Genomic DNA, 22,443 nt, shown 5'->3' on the forward strand with positions numbered 1-22,443 from the left:
CCTGTAAAAAGTTTTGTCTGCCTTATTTCATATTAATATCTGATACCCATTGGTTTGCCGTACCCCAGGTTTCAATAGGTGTATCTGATGTGGTAAATACCAGTGTGCCACCATCCATAATCTCCTTTTGGGTGATCCAGTTACGGTCGAGTTTTTTTCCATTCAGCGTTACCTGCTTAATGTAGCGACGGTTATCGGTATAGTTATCTGTTTTAATAACCAGCGATTTACCGTTAGTCCACTTAAAAGTAACCGACGGGAACAATGGCGCGTTCAGATAATAAACCGGCCAGCCTACGCAAGCAGGCGAGAAGCCGCAAGCGGCAAAAACATACCATGCCGACATGGCTCCTGCATCATCGTCCATAGTACGAACATAAGTATTCGGTTTATTTTGATAGATGACATCCACAAAAGGATCTATACCGCGGCTGTTATCATTGAAATAATATTGCACCACGGTATCTACAGCATATTTATGCATCAGGTTTTGCGATTTCCATGGTTTCGCAGTCATGTTATACATTAACGGAACCTGAATGTCAGGTTCGTTGGCGTGGTTATACAAATCGTTGTCGAAGAAACGATCTAACTGTTTGGTATATTCCTCCTTGCCGCCGGTTAATTCAATCAATCCTTTTACATCAAAAGGCAAAAACCAACGATATTGCCATATAGTACCCTGGTATAAGCCACGGGCCTGCATACGGTCGACATCATTTTTGGTAAGGTCTTTAAAATCCTTGTTCCAGCCTTCCCTGTAGCCTAATGCTTTTTGCTTATACTTTTCGCTCAACTCCTGTTTGCCGGTAATAGCCAGTATTTGCGATAGCGCCCAAGCGTCATAACTTGATTCCAGTGCCTTATCCGGGTGTGAGAAATCCAGCTTATCTACCTCGTTGATCAGCGAATCGGTGATCTTGCTAAAGTCAATAGGGTAGCCTTTGCGATAAGCATCCAGCAGAACAACTATGGCGTGTTCGGTACGTACGGTGTTTGATGGCTCATGCGTTGTAGCGTAATCTTTTTTACCATAAGGGTAAAGGTTAGCTATTGATTGCGCGATAGCTTTATATCTTTCAGGATAAGTAACTGATAATAATGGCAGTTGCGTGCGGTAGTTATCCCATATAGCCCAGCCATTATAAGCAGCATCTTTGCTTTGTTGTAGGCCGCCATCGATAGCGCGAAAGCTGCCATCATTTTCAGAAACCACATAAGGCGATTGCACGGTGCGGTATAGTAAAGAGTAAAAAGTTTTCTCCCGTTCAGGGTTGCCCTTTACTACTATGCGCCCCAGTATATCGTTCCAGGCCTGCTGGCTTTTTGCTTTATAATCGTTTACAGAGCCATTGTTGATACCTGCTTTGGCATGTTCAACATCAACCGATGAAAAATTGATACGGATATCGGCTTCATTATCAGCATTATTTAGCGTAGCTATTAATTTATGTTCGGCGGTTTGTTCAAACTTTACAGCCTTGTTAAATGATAGATAATAATAAACCCGGTAGATACCCGCGTTACAGGTTGTGCCCGATTCTATCCAGCCATTCAATGAGTTACCATCTAACTGGTGTTGCTCGGCTACAAAACGATTGGCCAGCGTATGGCTCAAATCTATCATAAAACCTTTACTGCCTGCGGGAAATGTATAATGCTCGATGCCTGCGTTTTGGGCTACCGCGATTGATGTTTTAATCCCGTTAGAAAAACCTACTTCATAATTACCAGGTGAAGCTGATTCAGATGCTTTTAATAGTTTGGTAGCAGCGGGATCGGCACCTAAAAAAGGTTTGATCAGTATATTACCACCGCTGCCCTGGCAACCTACACCCTCCATGCGGTTATGCGTAAAACCTAAAAAAACTTTGGCATTATGCTCGTAACCCATGTGCAGGTTAGGATAGGTTTGTGGCGCAATGCTCATCATGCCGAACGGATATGATGCAGCGGGCGACATCTGGCCATGATCGCCGGATGAGCCCAAGAATACATTAACCAGTTTTGCAGGTTGCGGTATGGTTGTTTTGGGTGATTTTGGCTGTGCTTGTGCCGCAAAAAAAGCAGATAGTAGTATAGCTGTAAAACGTAATTTCATGGTGCCCGAAAATTAAGAAAACTATAGCTAAATCGATCTGCAATATTGTGTTGAGTTTGTAACAAGTGTGTACATCGTTATCCGCAGTAAAAAACGTTATCTTAGTTTACTGAACTACAGGCCAATATTAACCCTATCCATTCATGAAAATGTCCCTGAAAGCTTGTCTTCTAATATGCCTGTCGTTGTTTGTATACGTATTTCAAGGCTATTCGCAGTCGAAAGTGCCCCGTACGCTCACCGGTAATAGCGGCAAAAGCATCGAAACGTATGGTATTAAGCAAGAAATATTAGGTACGTGGATGGGGCGTTCATCATGGAAAGATATTGCCGATGCCAACTGGTTGATGGTAGAAGGCAGCGGCGCCCCAAAATGGAAACGAGAACATTTTGACAGACCGATGGATGTTGGAGTGCCATTGATCCCGACAGATAGTAAAACTGAATTTAATGAGTTGCTGAAAGAAGCCATTTCAGGTTCGCAGGACAGTACTTACATTTCATTAGGCCGAAATTTGGCTAAGTATTGCAGTAAAACTGTTTATGCCCGTTTATGGTGGGAGTTTAATATGTACCCGGTTAAACAGGATGCAAACCTGTTTGTTAATGCATGGCAGCGTGCTGTTCCCTTAATAAGAAAAGGGTTTAAGCAAAAAGCATCCGAAGGGCAAACGCTTCAGATTGTTTGGTGTACTAACGCAGGGCAGCCCAATCCGGAACCATTTTATCCCGGTGATAATGTGGTGGATGTAATAGGCTCGGACACCTACGGGATGACCTGGGGCGATAGCGACCCTACAGCGGAACAAATAATACACCGCATAACAAAAGAACCGTACATGCTGGAGTGGCAAGCCAAATTTGCCGATCAACATAAAAAGCCAACCTGTATAGGCGAATGGGGAAACGTAGCTAAAAAGGGCAACAAAGCGCAAGATACTCATGGCATTGGCGATTGCCCCGAATATATTGATGCCATTTACAATTGGGCAAAAACCTGCAAATACGGCTGTATTTATGTATGCTACTTTAACCTGCCCGATGGCGGCATATTAACCATGCTTGATGAGCAACCAGAATCAGTTAAGAGGTTAAAAGTGAGGGCCGCGGCGGGGAAGTAACCTACTTTTTATGCTGTTTTTTATATTTAGCCGGCGACATACCAATAACACTGCGGAATAATCGGGAGAAATAAAATTGGTCGTCAAAGCCAAGTTCTGAACAGATCTCTTTAATACTGCGATCTGTAAAATAAAGGTACTGGCAGGATTTCTGCACCTTGAGTTGGTTAAAATAATTGATAGGAGACGAGCCTGTTTTTTGCTTAAATGAGCGGGAGTAGTGCGATACCGAAAGACTTTGCTGCTTAGCCAGTTCCTCAATTCCGAATTTTTCGTGAATATTCTTTTTCATGAAGGATATGGAATTGCTGATAGAATCGGTATTGTATACAGCCGGATTGGCTTCTTTATAGTAAATGAGCGAGGTGATAAAGTGCAGCAGGTTAAAGTTCATGATCTCCATTTCCTTTTCGTTAAAGCTATGCTCTAATATGGAATAGATCTGCTCAAATAGTGTGATGCGGTTTTCATCATAAGGTATGGCGTGTACGACGGGCTGATTATCGATCAGGAAACGCTCGTATATTTTTTCGGCGGTATCACCGGTAAAGTGCACCCAGTAAATACTCCATGGGTTGTTTTCGTTGCTATTGTAACGGTGTGGTACGTTTTTCGGGATGATGAAATAGGTATTGGGTTGTAATTCGTGCTGAATGCCATTGATGTATATATAACCGCCGCCTTCAACACAGTAAATAAGTATATATTGCGAGCTGCCGGTTTTCCTTTCCCTATCATGATGTGTAGCCTTTGGATAATGCCCTATAGCGGTAAGATAAAAATTCCGGATCAGTGGATTATGAATTATTCTGCGTTTAATATTGGGTGGCAGCACAATCATTCGTTGCCCTACAAAGCCTTCTTTCTTCCTTGTTTTTTGCACCACCGTCGAATTGTCCATCATTCTGCTAAATTGTTTTTTAGGGTTATATATGACATATAGCTTGCCGGGTTTAATTATCGTAAAGCATATATAAGCGCATATATAGCAATAATTTACCATTTTTTGATAGGGTAATATTATCCATATTTTTTTGAAATTTCTCCATTTCAACATGGACTATTTCATTCTATGTTTACAGCTCCATTTATAGAACCATTATTAATTTAAAGTATGAAAAGATTTTTTACGAAATCACAAAGCCATAATGCTTTGCACCTCATGCCATACCCGGCAACACCGTTTTTTAACTCCGTTAACCGATCAGACTGAGCATTTATTGAATGATGAAGGCTAATCCGCATTGGATATGCCCCGCCTTACATTGTGTTTAATAAACCTAATTACTAATCAAATTATGAAGTTAATTTACGATCTTAACAAAGGCCTGCTGCGCTTAAAAATCCCGGTGATCTTACTGTTCATGATCATCAGCAGCAACGCTTTTTCACAAACCAATATTACCGTAATAGGTACTGTAACTGATAGCACCAAGGCCACCTTACCGGGTGTAAGCGTATCGGTTGAAGGCAATACCAAGTTGGGTACCATGTCTGACAATAACGGTAAATTCATTCTCGATGTACCCAGCGGATCGGTCATCAGGATCTCTTACGTGGGTTATAAAACCCAACGGATTACCGTTACAGCCGATAACAAGATCTTAAAAGTCACGCTTAAAGAAGACAACATACTGGCCGATGAGGTGGTGATCACGGCTTTCGGCCGTAAGGAACGTAAAGAAGCGGTGGTGGGCTCGGTAACCAGTATTAAACCTGCCGATTTGAAAATACCGGCCAGTAACCTTACTAACGCGCTTGCAGGCCAGGCGGCAGGTATTATCGCTTACCAACGCAGCGGCCAGCCGGGGCAGGATAACGCGTCCTTCTTCATCCGTGGTGTTACTACGTTTGGTTACAAACGCGATCCGTTGATATTGATAGATAACGTAGAGCTTTCAACTAATGATCTTGCCCGTTTGAACGTTGACGACATTGCCAGCTTTGTGATATTGAAAGATGCCAGCGCGACAGCCCTTTACGGTGCCCGTGGTGCAAACGGTGTTATTTTGGTAAGTACCAAGGAGGGTAAAGAAGGTAAAGCGAAGATCAATTTCCGTTCGGAGTTTTCCTCGTCACAATCAGCACGAACACTTGATCTGGTTGACCCGATCGAGTACATGAACCTCTACAACGAGGCCACCCTGACACGCGATCCAAAACTGCCATTGCCCTTCTCTCCAACCAAGATCAGGAATACACAGGCAACCATCGACGGTGCTCCCGGCAGTAACGAATACGTATACCCGGCGGTTGACTGGCTCGATCTGTTATTTAAAAAGACGGCCACTACCCAGCGTAACAACCTGAGTGTAAGCGGCGGCGGTTCATTGGCCCGTTACTACATAACCGGCGCGTACAATATTGATAACGGTGTTTTAAATACCGATGTACGCAACAATAACAACAATAACGTAAAGTTTAAAAACTACCAGTTACGTTCAAATATCAACGTAAACCTTACCAAAACCACCGAGGTAATTGTAAGGCTATCGGGTACTTTTAGTGAGTACAATGGCCCGGTTACTACGGATGGTTCTTTTGCTTCGGATCTGTACAATGTGGCTATTCACACCAGCCCGGTATTATTTCCGGCTTATTTCCCGGCTGATGAGGCTAACCGTAACGCGCAGCACATATTATTCGGTAACAGCGGCGGGCCCGATGGCACCAGCAGCAACAATATCCAATACAATAACCCTTACGCGGCCTTGTTAAGAGGGCATAAAAACTCTTCGGAGTCGCGTATGTCGGCACAGTTGGAGCTGAACCAAAACCTCGAATTTATAACCGACGGCTTAAAGTTCAGGGGGATATTTAACACCAACAGGTATTCATACTTTACATCGCAGCTGGCTTACAATCCATTCTACTACAATGTGGGCAGTTATGATAAAGTTTCCAATCAGTATACTTTACAATGGCTTAATCCGCAGCCAACAGGTAATAATGTAGCTACCGAATACCTTAATTATTCGCGCAGCGAGCCGGAAGCCAATACATTCGTGTACCTGCAAACCGCTGTAGACTACAATAAAACCATCGCTAAAGATCACACCATTAGCTCAACGGTGATCGGTACCATGCAATCAACGGTTTATTCCAGCGCTAAAGATCCAAGGTTGGGCTATACTACCTTGCCTTATTCGTTGCCTTTCCGCAATTTGGGTCTGGCCGGCCGTGCTACATACTCATACAAAAACAAGTATTACGCCGAGTTCAACTTTGGCTATAACGGATCTGAAAGGTTTTCTAAAGAGCACCGTTACGGTTTCTTCCCAACTATCGGCTTATCTTATGTGGTATCAAATGAAGATTTCTGGAAAACCGACTTCTTTATCAATCGCTTAAAGATACGTGCCAGCCATGGTTTAGTAGGTAACGATGCTATTGGTAACCAAAGGTTCTTCTACCTGTCGGATGTTAACCTGGCTACAGGGCCAAATTATTCGCAATTTGGTTTTAACAACCAGTACGAGCGTAAAGGGGTATACATCAACAGCTACGCTAACCCTAATATTACCTGGGAAACTTCAAGGCAAACCAACCTTGCTATGGAGGTTACGCTGATAAAAAACCTGAACATCATAGCGGAAATTTATAAGAACCACCGTTACGATATCCTGCGCGAACGTAATATACCAACCAGCGAAGGTTTAGAGTCATCAGTTAGTACCAACTTAGGTGTCGTTGACTCAAAGGGACTTGATCTCTCTGCCGATTACAAGCAAAACTTTAGCAATGGCTTATGGGCATCGTTCCGTGGTAACTTTACTTATTCAACCAATAAATACACCTACATAGAAGAGCCTAACTATGCCGAATCATGGCGCCATTTCATCGGGCAGCCTATCAGCAGGGGATACGGTTACATAGCCGAACGCTTATTTGTTGACGACGAGGAAGCTAAAAACTCACCAACTCAAATATTTGGCGGTAACGGCAAACTACCTCAAGGTGGTGATATTAAATACCGCGATGTAAACCAGGATGGCAAGATCGATAACCTCGACCTGGTGTTTTTGGGCTATCCTCAAACACCCGAAATTGTGTACGGTTTCGGTTTTTCAACCGGTTATAAGGGCTTTGACCTTTCGGCTTTCTTCCAGGGACAGTCAAGGGTGTCGTTCTTTGTTGACCCAACAAGAGTGAGCCCATTCATCCCAAGTCCCGATCCTTATATCTACGGTAACACACAAGTATTACAAGCATTTGCCGATAGTCACTGGAGCGAAGAAAACCAGGATCTGTATGCACAATACCCACGTTTGGGAGTAAACAGCACTGTAATTGCCAATAACCTGCAACCAAGTTCGTGGTGGCTGCGTGATGCCAGCTTTATCAGGCTTAAATCGTTAGAAATTGGCTACACGCTGCCTATAAATGTATCGAAAAGAATGAAGCTCACCAATTGCCGTATCTACTTCAATGGGCTTAACCTTTATACCTGGAGTCCTTTCAAATTGTGGGATCCGGAGCAGGCAGGTAACGGCTTCGCTTATCCTATACAAAAAGTATTCAATGTGGGCTTAAATGTGAATTTATAACCGATCAAAACAGACGACATGAAATTATATCATAAACTAATTTGCCTGACACTGCTTTGTTCCATGAGCGTATCATGTAAAAAATATCTGGACATAGTGCCTGATAACGTGGGCACACTTGATTATGCCTTCAGAAACCGTAACGAAGCCGAAAACTACCTGTTTGGCTGCTACTCAACCATGCAGCAACTGGCTGAGGTTACGCGTAATGCCGGTTTTACTACTTCATCTGAAATTGTATATCCCATATTGCAGGCGCATTTCTTTGATGAATCGGGCTTTAACCTGATAAGGGGCGTGCAAAGCAGCGGTAACCCGATACTGAATTATTGGGGCGGCACTAACAACGGCTTATCCATGTATAAGGCTATTCGCCGGTGCAATATTATGCTCGAAAATATCGACAAGCCTATCGACCTTGGTGAACCCGAAAAAAAACGCTGGTTAGCCGAGGTGAAATTCCTGAAAGCATATTATCACTACTACCTCATCAGGATGTATGGCCCGGTGATTTTGATAAAAGAGAACAACCCGGTAGATGTTGACATTGAAGCCACCAAACGTAAAAGGGCTACGCTCGATGAATCGTTCGCTTATGTGCTATCATTAATTAACGAGGCTATTCCTGACCTGCCGGCACGAATCGAGAACCGTACCACAGAGTTTGGCCGTATCACCAAATTTATGGCTATGTCGGTAAAAGCAGAGATGCTGATCACCCAGGCAAGTCCGTTATTTAACGGCAACCCCGACTATACCAATTTTAAAGATAAAGATGGACGAAGCCTTTTCCCGGCAACTTATGACGCGCAAAAATGGCGCATAGCTGCCGATGCATGTAAAGAGGCTATTACCGAGTGCGAAGCGCAGAGCCTTAAACTATCAACACTCGTACCATCAAATGGTATTGGTAATGTATCTGATGAGTTAAAGAGCATCCTGAGCCTGCAAGCTATTGTTACCCAACGGTGGGAGGATAATCCCGAACTGATATGGGCCTTGAACTATGGTTTTGGTTACCAGGGCTATACCATACCTAAGCTTACCAGTAAATCGGTAAGTATGGCTAATACCTATCCGTCAAACTGGGCAGTGCCTATTTCAACAACCGATTTATTTTATACCGACAAAGGGGTGCCGATCACTGAAGATAAAACTTGGGATTATGCTAACCGCTTTACACCGCAAATTGGCGACGACGCGCATAAGCATTACATAAAACAAGGTTATGAAACAGCTAAAACCAACTTCCATCGCGAGAAAAGGTATTATGCCGATTTAGGTTTTGACGGCGGGATATGGTTTGGCAATGGCATAGTTGACGAGGATAAAGCCTACTATGTACAATCGCGCAGCCAGTTTGCCATAGGCGGGCCTAAAAGCCTTAACTCAACCAACGTAACCGGTTACTGGCCTAAAAAGATAGCCAACTATCTGTCAACCATGGACGAAAATTTTACCGCGGTTGATTTTAAATTGCCATTGATACGCTTAGGAGGCTTATATCTTTTGTATGCTGAAGCCCTTAACGAAGCCGACGGCCCATCTGCCGAAGCTTACGATTACATTGACAAAGTAAGAACACGCGCCGGTTTACAGGGAGTGGTAGCCGCATGGCAGGCATATTCTAAAAATCCGTCGAAGCCGTCAACCAAAGAGGGTTTGCGCCAGATCATTCACCAGGAAAGAAGAATTGAACTGTGTTTTGAAGGCCAAAGTGGCTGGGATCTTCGCCGCTGGAAAGAGTTGCAGGATGTATTGAGCCGCCCTATGCAAGGCTGGAGTATTTACGAAGCGAACGCGGTTAACTATTATCGCCCGCAAACAGTGGTGATACCGGTATTCGGGTTAAGGGATTACCTGTGGCCGTTTAGCAGCACCGACGTGGTTGTAAACGAAAATCTCACTCAAAACCCTTACTGGTAGGAGTTTAAGAAAGTATCACGATTAAATATTTTAATGAATAATATTAATATAAACGATATGAAAAGGATGAATAGCCGCAGAAGTTTAACATTACTGATGTTAGCTCCGGTGCTGATAATAATGCTTTGTGCGTCCTGTAAAAAAAGCGAATCGCCTGTTGAGGTGGTGTCTGACGATACCACAAAGCCGGGTATTGTTACCGATGTAAAGGTGGAAAACCTGAATGGTGCGGCCAAAATAACGTACAAGCTGCCCAACTCAAAAAACCTGCTGTATATTTTGGCCCGCTATAATATTAACGATAACCGGGTTCGCGAATCAAAAACGAGTTATTATAAAGATACCATATTGGTTGATGGCTTTGCACGGGCACAGGAATATGAGGTTACGCTTTACGCGGTGAGCAGGGCCAATGTAATGTCTGATCCGGTTACGGTAAAGGTTCAGCCCAAAACACCTAACTATATACTGATCAATGAGGGGCTTGATATAAAACCTGATTTTGGCGGTGCAAACTTTTTTGGTTTCAACATTAATAAAGCGCCTATATCAGTTCACATGATTACCTTTAACAATGCCACCAACGCTTACGAAGAGCAAGAGCCCGAATACATCAGCGGCGATACAGTGGATGTTTCGGTACGTGGTTTTGATGCTACTGAGCACAAATTCGGCGTGTATACTACCGATAGGTTCGGCAACGCGTCTGAAATACGCTATGTAACCTTAACCCCATTATTTGAAACCCTGCTTGATAAAAGCAAGTTCTCGGTATATCATTTGGCCAGCGATGCTACAATTGGCTTCGGCTGGGACACGCGCTTCTTTTTTGATGGCAACCTTGGCGACCCGGGATGGCATACCGTGAGTTCGCCTACCAAACAATGTACATTCAGTTTGGGCGTAAATGCTAAAATAAGCCGTTTTGTGTTGTGGAACAGGCTGCCGGATATGTACGGCTTTCAAAACCCACGAAAGATAACTATTTGGGGTACAGATAAAGATAATCCGCAGGATTCAACACTGCCTATCAACTCGGCACCTGGTACCGTTGCAGGCGATTGGTTTAACATGGGCAACTTTGTTTACCCTAACCCGCCATCGGGCTTACCGGCCAACCAGGCTAACGCGGCCGATATCGCTTTTGCCGCGGCAGGTGTCAATTTTAAAATGCCCAGCGCAGCGCCGCCAACCAAATTCATCCGCTTTGAATGTACGCAAACATGGGGTGGTTTAGATTATATTAACGCCAAAGAGATCTCGCTTTACGGCAGTCCGCTGTAGGCATTGTATTGATATATTAAAAAATTAAAGAAATGAAAATCACATATAACGTTGCTGTTTTCTTTTTGATATGCTTTGCAATGTTTGGTTGCAAAAAGTACGATGATGACTATAAAAAGTATCTCGATAACAGGGAAGTAACCTATCCGGGTTTGGCAACCAACCTGCATTACAATACAGGTAATCTGCGCGTTCAACTGATATGGCGCCCGAGTCCGGATCCAAGTATTAAAAGGTATGTAGTAATTTGGAACAACGGTGCCGATTCGCTGAATGTTGACGCTACCACTACAGATCCGGCCGATTCGATCACCGTAATAGTTCCCGGCTTAAAGGAGTATGTTTACAGCTTTAAACTTAAAGCTTATGATGCCGAAGGTCGCGTATCTGTAGGGCAGGAGCTTAATAACGTAAGGGTATACGGCAGCGCCTTTACAGCCACCTTGTTAAACCGTGGTTATAAAGTAGCCGGGCCGTACACTGTAAATAACGACGGAACGATCAGCCTTAATTTTAATAAGCCCGATACCGGTAACGTATATACTACCATTAAATATACCAACACCTTAAACCTTCCCGAAGAGAGGCGGCTCAACGTTAACCAAAGTTCAATAGTGATACCTAATTATAAAAAAGGTACAGCTGTACAATACAGATCGGCTTACGTGCCTTTGCAGGCTTCAATTGACACCTTTAACGTAGCTACTTATGAAGATTTCCCGGAGATCAAGATATATACGCCAATAGATAAATCGCTGTTTAAAACCTTTAACCTGCCTAACGATATAGGTTCGGCTTATGGCTGGGAGGTTTATTACTTATGGAACGGTAAAACAGACGAGAGCCAGGGACAAGGCTTCCATACCGGTAATGCGCCTGTACCATTTTGGTATACATTTGATATGGGGCAAACCACCAGCTTAACCAAAATTCAAATATGGCAGCGCATGTCGGGCTTGTTCAATTACGGCAACGTAAAACGCTTTGAAATATGGGGCAGCAATAACCCAGATCCAAATGGCGATTATAACAACTGGACAATGCTTGGTTCTTTTACTTCTGTAAAACCATCGGGCTTACCGGTGGGGCAAAATACCGATGCCGACAGGGATTATGCCGCCGCCGGCGAATCGTTCTTATTTCCGGATAACGTGCCCGAAGTAAGATATATCAGGTTTAAAATACTCGAAACATGGGGCAATACCAATTATTACCACATGATGGAACTTTCGTTGTTTAAATAAATGATAGTATACAACAAATTATAAATACTACACCCCGGCGCTGTACATTATCATGTATAGCGCCGGGGGCGTTTAATACCTATATTTTTGTGCTTTTTTAATGGATTATTCTTATTAGGAAATTTGATAAAATAATCCATGTTTTATAGTATTATATCCATTGCCCCGGCAACGGTAAAATTCCACCTTTAAAAACCGATTAAAACCATTAATTTTTGAAATGAACGATACTAAAGAAACATTTAATAACACCTATATCATAGGCATTTCATTCATATCGGCCCTTGGCGGATACCTGTTTGGGTTCGACTTTGCCGTTATAGCAGGCGCGTTGCCTTTCCTGCGCACCGAGTTCGCGCTTACTTCGGTGATGGAGGGCTTTTTAACAGGATCGCTGGCGCTGGGTTGTATCGTTGGCTGCCTGCTGGCAGGCGGCGTGGCCGAAAAGTATGGCCGCAAACCCGGACTGATATTGGCCGCGGCTATTTTCGCGGTGTCATCAGTTGGTATCGCCTTATCGCAGGGCCTTAACTACTTTTTGGTGATGCGCTTTGCGGCAGGTATTGGCGTGGGCATGGCATCCATGCTTTGCCCCATGTATATTGCCGAAGTATCGCCCGCTGCAGTGCGTGGTCGTAATGTGGCTATTAACCAGCTTACCGTAGTGTTGGGGATACTGTTCACCAACCTTATTAACTATTTCCTGGCAGATCTTGGTCCTGATGCATGGCGCTGGATGTTTGGTTTGGGTACAGTACCATCGCTTGTATTTTTAATAGGGGTAATGTGGCTGCCCGAAAGCCCTCGCTGGTTGGTAAAGGCCGGCAAGGATGCAAAAGCGAAGATCGTGCTGAATAAAATTGGCTCACCAAAATTTGTTGACGATACCTTAACCGCTATAGAACGTTCACTTGCCGGTGCAAACAAACAATCCATTTGGGCGGTGTTTGATAAATCGGTACGACCGGCGGTATTGGTGGGCGTAACGCTGGCGGTGTTCCAGCAGTTTTGCGGCAGTAATGTATTGTTCAATTACGCTTCCACCATATTTAAATCTGCCGGTTCGAGCCTGAATGAGCAATTGCTCGAAACCATTTCAATAGGAGGGGTGAACCTGATATTTACCCTGTTGGCCATGTGGCAGGTTGATAAATTAGGTCGCCGCCCACTGATGCTCATCGGCGCGCTGGGCTTATCTATTTCGTTTATAGTACTGGCCATATTGCTGCAAATGCACGCTCCGGTAATATTGATATCAACTTTTGTTCTGCTGGCCATCAGCGTTTATTCCTTTTCGCTGGCGCCGGTTACCTGGGTGCTTATTTCGGAGATCTTCCCTAACAAAGTGCGTGGTACGGCATCAACGCTGGCTGTGGTATCATTATGGGGCGCCTTTTTTATACTGGTGTTCACTTTCCCTATACTGGCCGAAAAGATTGGTACTTACGGGCCTTTCTACCTCTACGCCGTAATCTGCTTTTTAGGCTTCCTTTTTGTGAAGTATAAAGTGAAGGAAACCAAAGGCCAAACGCTTGAAGGCCTGGAAGATAATTTAATAAGACATTAACAAGAACAGGCCCGTGCGCTGCACCAACTGTTTTATCAGCTAATAAGAAAACAATAATTGTACATGAAAACATCTTACGTAAATGTTTGGGAAGAAAAGGTAACTATACCGACGTACGGCATTGGCAAACCTGATAAAAACCCTATGTTTTTTGAAAAACGGGTTTACCAGGGTAGCAGCGGCGTAGTGTACCCTAACCCGGTGATTGAAAAAATATACGACGAAAAGCAGGATAAAGAATACAATGGCCTGTTCCTCGAAAATGAATATTTGAAGATAATGATACTGCCCGAACTGGGCGGCCGCATACAAATGGCTTACGATAAGATAAAGGAGCGCCATTTCATATACTATAACCAGGTAATTAAACCTGCATTGGTAGGCTTAACCGGTCCGTGGATTTCGGGTGGCATTGAGTTTAACTGGCCGCAGCACCATCGCCCAAGCACATTTGATCCTATCGACTTTAAAATAGAAGAAAATGCCGACGGCAGTAAAACCGTTTGGGTGAACGAAATTGAGCAGATGTTCCATACCAAAGGAATGGCAGGCTTCACCCTTTATCCCGATAGGGCGTATATTGAAATAAAGGCGAAGCTATTAAACCGTTCAAGCCTGCCGCAAACCTTTTTATGGTGGGCAAACCCTGCTGTAAAGGTAAATGATGATTATCAATCTGTATTCCCGCCGGATGTGAACGCAGTTTTTGACCACGGCAAGCGTGATGTATCTACCTTCCCGATAGCTACAGGTACTTATTATAAGGTTGATTATTCGCCGGGCACGGATATTTCCATGTATAAGAACATCCCGGTACCCACATCATACATGGCCATCAATTCCGATTATGATTTTGTAGGCGGATATGAGCACGATAGCCAGGGTGGATTATTGCACGTCGCTAATCATCATGTATCGCCCGGCAAAAAACAGTGGACGTGGGGACATAGCGACTTTGGGCAGGCATGGGACAGGAACTTAACCGATGAAGATGGTCCGTATATTGAGCTGATGACCGGTATGTTCACCGACAATCAGCCCGATTTTACCTGGCTAATGCCGAATGAGGAAAAATCGTTCACACAATACTTTTTACCTTACAAAGAACTCGGTGTAGTTAAAAACGCCACCAAGGATATTCTGCTGACAATCAACAAATCAGGAGATAAAGCTATACTGAAAGTTTATGTAACATCACCACAGGCCGACCTTAATATCAATCTTAGCCATAATGGTGAAACATTATTTACCGACAACGTAAGCATCGATCCACGTGAGGTTTATGTAAAAGAGATAGCTGTTGATGCTGCTATTGACGAAGACCAACTGTTGCTGATCATTTCGGCAGTATCGGGTAAAGAACTGATCAGGTATGACCCTGCTACTAATCGTAAAAACGATATCCCGCAAGCGGCGAAACCGGCCGTTCATCCTGATGAAGTAGAGAATAATGAACAGTTGTTTCTGACCGGTCAGCATCTTGAACAATATCGCCACGCTACTTACAGCCCGGTGCCCTATTATCAAAAGGCATTGGAGCGCGATCCGAAAGATATTCATAACAATAACGCCTTGGGTTTGTGGTATTTGCGCAGGGGGCAGTTCGCTAAAAGTGAAAGTTATTTCCGCAAGGCGATAGAAACCATTACACAACGCAACCCAAATCCGTACGATACAGAACCTTATTACAACCTTGGTTTATGCCTGAAATTTTCAGATCAGCCTGATGAAGCCTATAAATCCTTTTACAAAGCCACCTGGGGTAATGGTTGGAAGGATAGCGGTTACTTCGCGGTAGCGCAGATCGATCTTTCGCGCAGCGATTACGAACTGGCTTTAGAACATATTTCATCGGCCATTGATAATAATGCCAATAACAGTAAGGCCTATGTGTTAAAATCAGCAGCATACCGTAAACTGAATAATTATGAGGCAGCTATCAATATATCAAACCAATCGCTTGAGAGGGATGGTTTTAACTTAGGTGCGCTATACGAAAAATCGTTAGCTTACAAAGCTTTAGATAAGTTTACTGAAAGTGATGAAGCACTTGATGCACTCATTAAATTATCAAGAGGCTTTGAGCAAAACTATATTGAATACGCTATAGATTATGCCGCCGCCGGGTTATATACTGAGGCCGTTAATTTATTGAGCTATGCTATTAAACCTGCGGATACAAATCCATTAGTTTTCTATTATTTAGGATATTTCAATTACCACCTGGGCAAACAGGATGTAGCGCTTAACTGGTTTAAAAAAGCAGCATCTGCAAATCCGTATCTGTGCTTCCCTAACCGTTTGGAGGAAGTAAAAGTGCTTCAACTGGCGCTTGAACTGAATTCTGCCGATGCCAAGGCAGCTTATTATTTGGGCAACCTGTTTTACGATAAACGACAATACGACGATGCCATTGCCAACTGGGAAATTTCGGCAAAACTGGATGATACGTTCCCTACGGTTTTGCGTAACCTGGGTATAGCGTATTTCAACAAGCTAAACAATGCCGATAAAGCACTGGAGTATTTTGAAAAGGCTTTTGCTTTAGATAAAACCGACGCGCGCATACTGATGGAATTAGACCAGTTGTACAAACGCCTAAACCGCACCCCGGCACAACGCAGCGTATTTATTGAAGAAAATGTTGCCACGGTAAACGAGCGTGACGATATGTACCTGGAACGTGTAGCTGTAATTAATTTTACGGGTGAATACGAAAAAGCTTTTGAACTGATCAGTAAACGCCAATTTCACCCGTGGGAGGGTGGTGAAGGTAAGGCATCGGGCCAATATGTTTATAGTTTGGTGCAAATGGCTAAGCAATTCATCGGTTCCGGGCAGTATAATGAGGCTATTGACCTGTTGGATAAAGCGCAGTTTTATCCACATAATTTGGGCGAAGGTAAACTATTCGGAACACAGGAGAACGATATTTTCTACTGGCTGGGTTGCGCCTACGAAGCCTTAAAGGATACTGCCAAGGCTGATATCTATTTCCAAAAAGCTACAGTAGGCTTGGATGAACCCTCGGCAGCGATGTTCTATAATGATCAGCAACCCGATAAGATCTTTTACCAGGGCCTTGCATGGAAAAAGCTGGGCGATGATGCTAAAGCAACGCAAATATTCAATAAGCTGGTAAACTATTGCGACCAGCACCTGAATGATGATGTTAAGCTCGATTACTTCGCGGTATCATTACCGAACCTTCTGATTTTTGAAGATGACCTTAACGTGCGCAACCAGGCCCATTGTTATTTTATAAAAGGCTTGGGTAAGCTGGGCTTGGGCAATATTGCTGAAGCTAAAGAAGCATTTTTACAAGTGCTTGCCATTGATGCCGAACACCTTGGCGCTAAAACGCATTTGGATATGGCTACGAAACCGGCCGAAATTGCGCAGCAAACCGCATAATATTTAACCAAACTTTACACCTAACCAAAAAGGGCAGGACGATCTTAAATGATCAGCCTGCCCTTTGTTTTTAAAACATTGCTATTTTTGCAAATGCAAAATCAGGTAAATAACCCGCTTCATGGTAAAACGTTAGAGAGCATTCTCAATGCGCTTGTAGCTCATTTTGGCTGGAAGGAGTTGGGTAACCGCATCCGCATTAATTGCTTTAACGATAACCCAAGCATACAATCGAGCCTGAAATTTCTGCGTAAAACCGATTGGGCACGCAAAAAAGTGGAAGACCTCTACGTTGAACACTGCGCCGCTTAGTGTTTGCGTTTATTGTTCATTTTAGCTTTGGTGCCCGAACTGTAGTTATATGTTTTTGAGTTAGCCGCTTTTTTCTCGTGAAAGGCAGCGCCTGTAACAGGCGCATCGGTTTTAGCCGGTTCTTTTTCTTCCTTCTTTTTGGCTTTTATTTCCTTTTCAATTACCAGATCTTCGGGTAAATCGGCAATTGTTATTTTTTCACCTATGGCCTGCTCTATCTTTTTAACATCACTCAATTCCAAATCGGTAGTGAAAGTAAGCGCGAGGGTTTCATTCTCCACATCCGGGAAATGATTGGTAATACGGCTAATGTAAGTTTCTTTCTCCGCAGGTACATCAAAGTGTATCAGGAAAGGGATATCATCCAAGTCTAAATCACCGGCATTATCGTTGCTTACCAATAATATACGGGCACTTTCATCGGCTTTAAAAGCTTCAATATCTTTATAACCTTTCAAATCAATAAACGGCGCGTTTAAAAAAGCCACTGCTTCTTTTATTTTACGGTGCAGATTATTATAAATGGTTTCGGCTGTTGATCGGCTGTTAACGAATACCACTACCTTGGTGAATACCTCATCGTCTGTAATAAACAAATTGAGCAGGTTAAGCTTGGTACCGAAGTTCGGCACATGATATAGCAGCTGCGAAAAGGTTTGTATGCCCTGTTCTTCCAGCTCATCAACCTCCACAATAGCCGGACTGATCATAAACGGTTCTATCACCCTCTCCAGCCTGCTGTGCAGCACATCGGTAAATAGTAAACGCTGACATTTGGTTACGCTATTAGCCAGTTCGGCTAAAGGTAATTGCATGCCTTTTTTAATCATCTGGTCGCCCTCGTCAATAATAAAGAGTTCTATTTTGTTTAGGTTAAGACCCAGTTTCAGGTAAATTGCCCGTGCACGGTCGGGAGTGGCAACAACAATATCGGCACCATCTGCAAGCTCATCCATTTGCGCTTCTATACCGGGGGTAACATACAGGCCAACTATTTTTATTGATTGGTTTTTGTTAAAGCGGTTAAACATTTCTAACACGGCCAATACCTGGTCTTTATCAGGTACCAGTATCAATACTGATGGTACACCTTCGGGCGCGTGATTGAAGCGGTTCAGGGTACCCAAAACGTAAGCGGTTGTTTTGCCCGCGCCTTCCGGAGCTATGGCAACAACATCCTGCCCGCCGTTTATCCGCGAGAGCGTTCTTAACTGTATCTCTTTAGGGCTTGTATAGCCAGCTTCATTTACAGATCTTACCAGCTGTTTTTTCAGCTTTAACTTATCAAACCACACCATCAAAATTGTATTTTATTTATAAAAGGCAAAAATACCATTTTAACCGCGCATATTATAGTTGTTTGCTAAGGTTATGTGCAATGTTATGATATTACGATGCTATTTCACCCTGGCCATCGGAAATTTAACCGACCGTGGCTGGCCTTTACTTATGCCCGAAATTTCGGCGATAATGCTGTCGCGGGTAATTTGAGTATAGGTTATTTTTTGCGGAAAATCATGTTCCGGGTTCTCAAAGATCATTTGTGTGGGTGTAATCGCTGTTGCTGTAAATTTAACCGGTAATCCGCCGTTTTGATTATTCACCGTTGGTATATAATACAATTCAGCGCTCCGTTGCTCCAAGCGGATAGTTTCTGTTGATAGGGTATCCGCCCCGCGTAGAAAATAACTCTTGCCTGTAAATGTGGAGTCGTTTACCTTTAACCATGTTTCAGATACAGTCCCGCGGGTAGTTTTATTTTGCCATTTGCCAATGAGCCATTCTGCCGGGCTAAGCTGATTTTGCTTTTTAGTTTGGGCCATTGCCGGTTTATAACCAACAAATATCACGAACATAAGCAGGCCGAAAATTTTTATATAATGAATGCTTCCTTTTGTAACAGTTATGTTCATAAATAGCAATTAGGATGGTAATACTAATATAATGCTTTAGTTTTATACATGCATGGGTTTAACCACGTTCATTTAATTGTTAAAATACGTTAAAGCAGGTTACACCTTAATATATTTGTTTTGCTAAAGCTATATTAGCACACGTTTACGTTACTTCATTTGATGAGAGCTTTAAGACCACTACTGTTTGCCCTGATTTTTTCGGCATTACCATTTTGCACTTTACTTGCACAGGATACCGTTAGTTTAACCAATATTATTGCCAAAACAGGTAAATATTATAATGATTACCCGGTTGAAAAGGTATACCTGCATTTTGATAAACCTTATTACGCGGTTAGCGATACCGTATGGTTTAAAGCCTATGTAACTATCGATGAAAACCAGTTTTCGGGCCTTAGTAAAATAGTACATATTGAAGTACTCAATCAGGACGATAAGCTGATGCAGGCGGTTAACCTGCCGGTTAAGAACGGTGTAGCCAGCGGCAATGTAGTATTAAGTACCGATTTTTATAAGAAAGGCAATTATCGCTTTGTAGCGCATACCAATTATATGAACAACAGCGATGCAGGATACTTCTTTAATAAGATTGTAGCGGTAGGTAACGCTATTGATAACCAGGTATCCACCAATATCAACCTGAAAAGCACTGTTGTAAATAAAGTAGCCAAAATTGACGCGGGCATATATTTTAAAGACGACCAGGGCAACCCATTAAGCAACCGTAAGGTGAACTGGATGGTTGATTCCGATCCTGATGTACTGGCGAAAGGGAAGGGAACTACCGATGCCAATGGAATGTTGCAGATCAATTTCACCAATACCAAAAATATTCCGTTAGATACCACACACATTGCCACCACTATTGAAATGGCCGATAGGAAAGAGGTTCGCCACGTGTTCCCGTTAAAAACGGTAGCCAAATCACCTATTATTCAGTTCTTCCCGGAGGGGGGCGATCTCATTAGCGGTCTGAATATCCGCGTAGCATTTAAGGCTTTACGTGCCGATGGTTTAGGTATTGATGCCAAGGGAACCATTGTTGACAATACCGGTAAGGTGGTGGCCAATTTTAACACCACACATGCGGGCATGGGCTTTTTCGAGCTGAATGCCGAAGAAGATAAAACCTACAAAGCCAATGTAACTTTTAGCGACGGCAATGCCGCCGAGGTCGACCTGCCGACAGCCTTGCGTTCGGGCATCAGTTTGGTGGTTGATAACAATGACCCTAACTTACTTTTATTCAAGATACAATCGTCTCCGGCTTATTTGGAGCGTAATAAGAATAAGATATTTTACGTAGTAGGCCAAACCCGCGGCATTATCAATTACGGCGCGCAAACCCGTTTAGAGAACCCGGTGTACAACGCCCGTGTGGCTAAAACCAAGTTCCCGGCGGGAGTATTGCAGTTAACGCTAATGTCGTCAACAGGCAGGCCTTTGAGCGAGCGTTTGGTATATATCAATCATCCCGACAGTCTTAAACTATCGTTAAAAACCGATAAACCTACTTATACTAAACGCCAAAAGGTACACCTCACCGTTGCCGCCAATGAGGGTGGTAAGCCGGTAGATGGCGAGTTTTCGTTAACGGTAGTTGATGAAAGCAAGGTGCCATACACCGAAGATAAAGAGATCACCATACAAACTTATCTGCTGCTAACATCAGATATTGCCGGGTATATTGAAAAACCCAATTATTACTTTAACGCTACCGACGATAAAAAAACAAAAGACCTTGATGTATTGATGATGACCCAGGGCTATCGCCGGTTTGAATACCGTGGTTTGCTGCGCGATAATAAACCCACCATCAACTTTTACCCCGAGCAGGGACTTGATATAACGGGCATTTTGCGCAGCGGTACAGGCATTCCTGTTAATAAAGGTAATGTGCGCTTACTTATTCCCGACAAAAGTTATTCGGCCAATGCGATTACCGATGCCGAGGGACGTTTCAGGTTCGCTAACCTTAATTTTTCAGATTCAACCAAGGTTATCCTGAGCGCGCGTAACAATTATCAGTCGGCAAATATGGTACTGTCTGTTGACGGGCAAATGGGTATCCGTATCCCGATCAATATTTATGCTGCTGATGAGATGACGAATATTGATAGCACCATAACCCCATATTTAAAGAACAGCAAAGTACAATACAGTAATTCGCACACGCTTAAAGAGGTAACCATCACCCAAAAGAAAATAGTAAAGGTGATAAGTCACCGCGATTACCCGGGACTGTCGGGTTTAAGCGAGGCTGATCACATGATCAGGGGCGACCAATTGAGTGCCTGTCAAAACCTGTACGATTGCCTTAGGGGTATGGTAGTAGGGATGACGTTTGACCAGGATAAGTTTTATGTGAGCCGTTCATACAATCAAGGTCAGCGTGTGCCTGCGCAGGTATTCCTGAGAGGGATGCCTATTGATGTTAATGACTTGCGCGGTGTAGATCCTAAAGACGTTGAATCGATAGAGGTGTTTGTGAAGGATGACCTGGGTACGGTTAACCGCGCTTACCAAAGTAACGGTGCTATCGTTATCAACACAAAAGAGAAACCTAAAGGACAAAAAATAAGCCTGGCGCAATTGCAGGAAATGCTGCCAAAAACTAACGAAATTACCTTTATGCCGCAAGGATTTGGCATTCAGCGCACTTTTTACTCACCGCAATATTTGGTAGCCAAAACGCTGCAAAATACCGGTTTTGATGCCCGCAGTACCATTTTCTGGAAGCCGGATGTTACCATTAATAAAACAGGTATTGCCGCTTTCGACTTTTTTAATGCAGATAGCAAAGGCACTTACCGGGTAATTCTTGAAGGCCTTAGCAACGGCGGTAATATTGGCAGAAAAGTATACCGCTTTAAAGTAGAATAAATGACTTGCGGATACTGCCTTGTTTATATTTCGTAATCATTGTAAATAGCATGTCATTGTTTAGCCCAACCTTAACCCGGTTGGGCTTCTTTATGCTTTTTGGTATAATAAGTGTTGTTAAAATAACA

The 22,443-nt window shown here is 43.3% G+C and carries 13 protein-coding genes; 9 read left to right on the top strand and 4 right to left on the bottom strand.

Annotated features, from left to right (window positions below):
* Nucleotides 1–22 precede the first annotated feature (22 nt).
* The gene (locus AC07NA_RS01195; protein WP_494894959.1) at nt 23–2,101 is read right to left on the bottom strand and encodes a glycoside hydrolase domain-containing protein; all 2,079 of its coding nucleotides are present in this window, start codon (nt 2,099–2,101) and stop codon (nt 23–25) included.
* Between the two features lie 143 nt (nt 2,102–2,244).
* On the opposite strand from AC07NA_RS01195, the gene AC07NA_RS01200 reads away from it, so the two are divergent.
* Nucleotides 2,245–3,222, top strand: a complete 978-nt coding sequence (locus tag AC07NA_RS01200) for a glycosyl hydrolase (RefSeq protein ID WP_494894961.1) — start codon at nt 2,245–2,247, stop codon at nt 3,220–3,222.
* Nucleotide 3,223: 1 nt separating this feature from the next.
* Here AC07NA_RS01200 and AC07NA_RS01205 read toward each other — a convergent pair whose 3' ends face one another.
* Entirely contained in the window at nt 3,224–4,126 is a 903-nt protein-coding gene (locus AC07NA_RS01205) for an AraC family transcriptional regulator (RefSeq protein ID WP_345208983.1), read from the bottom strand.
* A gap of 394 nt (nt 4,127–4,520) precedes the next feature.
* Here AC07NA_RS01205 and AC07NA_RS01210 point away from each other — a divergent pair, with 394 nt between their 5' ends.
* From AC07NA_RS01210 to AC07NA_RS01240, 7 genes are all read left to right on the top strand, one after another.
* Nucleotides 4,521–7,769 (top strand): SusC/RagA family TonB-linked outer membrane protein, encoded by a 3,249-nt coding sequence (locus tag AC07NA_RS01210; RefSeq protein ID WP_494894963.1) that lies wholly within the window; start codon nt 4,521–4,523, stop codon nt 7,767–7,769.
* 18 nt (nt 7,770–7,787) lie between these two features.
* Nucleotides 7,788–9,695 carry a RagB/SusD family nutrient uptake outer membrane protein gene (locus tag AC07NA_RS01215; RefSeq protein ID WP_494894965.1) on the top strand — a complete coding sequence of 636 codons (1,908 nt, stop codon included), beginning with the start codon at nt 7,788–7,790 and terminating at the stop codon, nt 9,693–9,695.
* Nucleotides 9,696–9,752: 57 nt separating this feature from the next.
* The gene (locus tag AC07NA_RS01220; protein WP_494894967.1) at nt 9,753–10,979 is read left to right on the top strand and encodes a DUF4959 domain-containing protein; all 1,227 of its coding nucleotides are present in this window, start codon (nt 9,753–9,755) and stop codon (nt 10,977–10,979) included.
* Between the two features lie 32 nt (nt 10,980–11,011).
* Nucleotides 11,012–12,223, top strand: coding sequence for a DUF4998 domain-containing protein (locus tag AC07NA_RS01225; RefSeq protein ID WP_494894969.1), 1,212 nt, complete (start codon nt 11,012–11,014; stop codon nt 12,221–12,223).
* Between the two features lie 220 nt (nt 12,224–12,443).
* A complete protein-coding gene (locus AC07NA_RS01230) occupies nt 12,444–13,790 on the top strand; it encodes a sugar porter family MFS transporter (RefSeq protein WP_494894971.1) in 1,347 nt (448 codons plus the stop codon).
* 63 nt (nt 13,791–13,853) lie between these two features.
* Complete coding sequence (locus AC07NA_RS01235; protein ID WP_494894973.1) at nt 13,854–17,204, top strand: DUF5107 domain-containing protein; 3,351 nt, start codon at nt 13,854–13,856, stop codon at nt 17,202–17,204.
* A gap of 93 nt (nt 17,205–17,297) precedes the next feature.
* Complete coding sequence (locus tag AC07NA_RS01240; protein ID WP_494894975.1) at nt 17,298–17,516, top strand: VF530 family protein; 219 nt, start codon at nt 17,298–17,300, stop codon at nt 17,514–17,516.
* Here the strand turns inward: AC07NA_RS01240 and AC07NA_RS01245 are convergent.
* Both AC07NA_RS01245 and AC07NA_RS01250 read right to left on the bottom strand, forming a co-directional pair.
* Entirely contained in the window at nt 17,513–18,814 is a 1,302-nt protein-coding gene (locus AC07NA_RS01245; RefSeq protein WP_494895996.1) for a DEAD/DEAH box helicase, read from the bottom strand. The genes AC07NA_RS01240 and AC07NA_RS01245 overlap by 4 nt on opposite strands.
* A gap of 99 nt (nt 18,815–18,913) precedes the next feature.
* Nucleotides 18,914–19,429, bottom strand: a complete 516-nt coding sequence (locus AC07NA_RS01250; RefSeq protein ID WP_494894977.1) for a DUF6265 family protein — start codon at nt 19,427–19,429, stop codon at nt 18,914–18,916.
* Between the two features lie 162 nt (nt 19,430–19,591).
* On the opposite strand from AC07NA_RS01250, the gene AC07NA_RS01255 reads away from it, so the two are divergent.
* Nucleotides 19,592–22,315: a carboxypeptidase regulatory-like domain-containing protein gene (locus AC07NA_RS01255; protein ID WP_494894979.1), complete on the top strand. Its 2,724-nt coding sequence runs from the start codon at nt 19,592–19,594 to the stop codon at nt 22,313–22,315.
* The last annotated feature ends 128 nt before the right edge of the window (nt 22,316–22,443 follow it).

It is taken from the genome of Mucilaginibacter sp. GW821-FHT07G05, assembly GCF_059418565.1.

What these genes read in the sequence shown, in the direction of transcription:
- AC07NA_RS01195 (WP_494894959.1), bottom strand. Translation starts at nt 2,101, where the DNA reads ATGAAATTACGTTTTACAGCTATACTACTATCTGCTTTTTTTGCGGCA.
- AC07NA_RS01200 (WP_494894961.1), top strand. Translation starts at nt 2,245, where the DNA reads ATGAAAATGTCCCTGAAAGCTTGTCTTCTAATATGCCTGTCGTTGTTT.
- AC07NA_RS01205 (WP_345208983.1), bottom strand. Translation starts at nt 4,126, where the DNA reads ATGATGGACAATTCGACGGTGGTGCAAAAAACAAGGAAGAAAGAAGGC.
- AC07NA_RS01210 (WP_494894963.1), top strand. Translation starts at nt 4,521, where the DNA reads ATGAAGTTAATTTACGATCTTAACAAAGGCCTGCTGCGCTTAAAAATC.
- AC07NA_RS01215 (WP_494894965.1), top strand. Translation starts at nt 7,788, where the DNA reads ATGAAATTATATCATAAACTAATTTGCCTGACACTGCTTTGTTCCATG.
- AC07NA_RS01220 (WP_494894967.1), top strand. Translation starts at nt 9,753, where the DNA reads ATGAAAAGGATGAATAGCCGCAGAAGTTTAACATTACTGATGTTAGCT.
- AC07NA_RS01225 (WP_494894969.1), top strand. Translation starts at nt 11,012, where the DNA reads ATGAAAATCACATATAACGTTGCTGTTTTCTTTTTGATATGCTTTGCA.
- AC07NA_RS01230 (WP_494894971.1), top strand. Translation starts at nt 12,444, where the DNA reads ATGAACGATACTAAAGAAACATTTAATAACACCTATATCATAGGCATT.
- AC07NA_RS01235 (WP_494894973.1), top strand. Translation starts at nt 13,854, where the DNA reads ATGAAAACATCTTACGTAAATGTTTGGGAAGAAAAGGTAACTATACCG.
- AC07NA_RS01240 (WP_494894975.1), top strand. Translation starts at nt 17,298, where the DNA reads ATGCAAAATCAGGTAAATAACCCGCTTCATGGTAAAACGTTAGAGAGC.
- AC07NA_RS01245 (WP_494895996.1), bottom strand. Translation starts at nt 18,814, where the DNA reads ATGGTGTGGTTTGATAAGTTAAAGCTGAAAAAACAGCTGGTAAGATCT.
- AC07NA_RS01250 (WP_494894977.1), bottom strand. Translation starts at nt 19,429, where the DNA reads ATGAACATAACTGTTACAAAAGGAAGCATTCATTATATAAAAATTTTC.
- AC07NA_RS01255 (WP_494894979.1), top strand. Translation starts at nt 19,592, where the DNA reads ATGAGAGCTTTAAGACCACTACTGTTTGCCCTGATTTTTTCGGCATTA.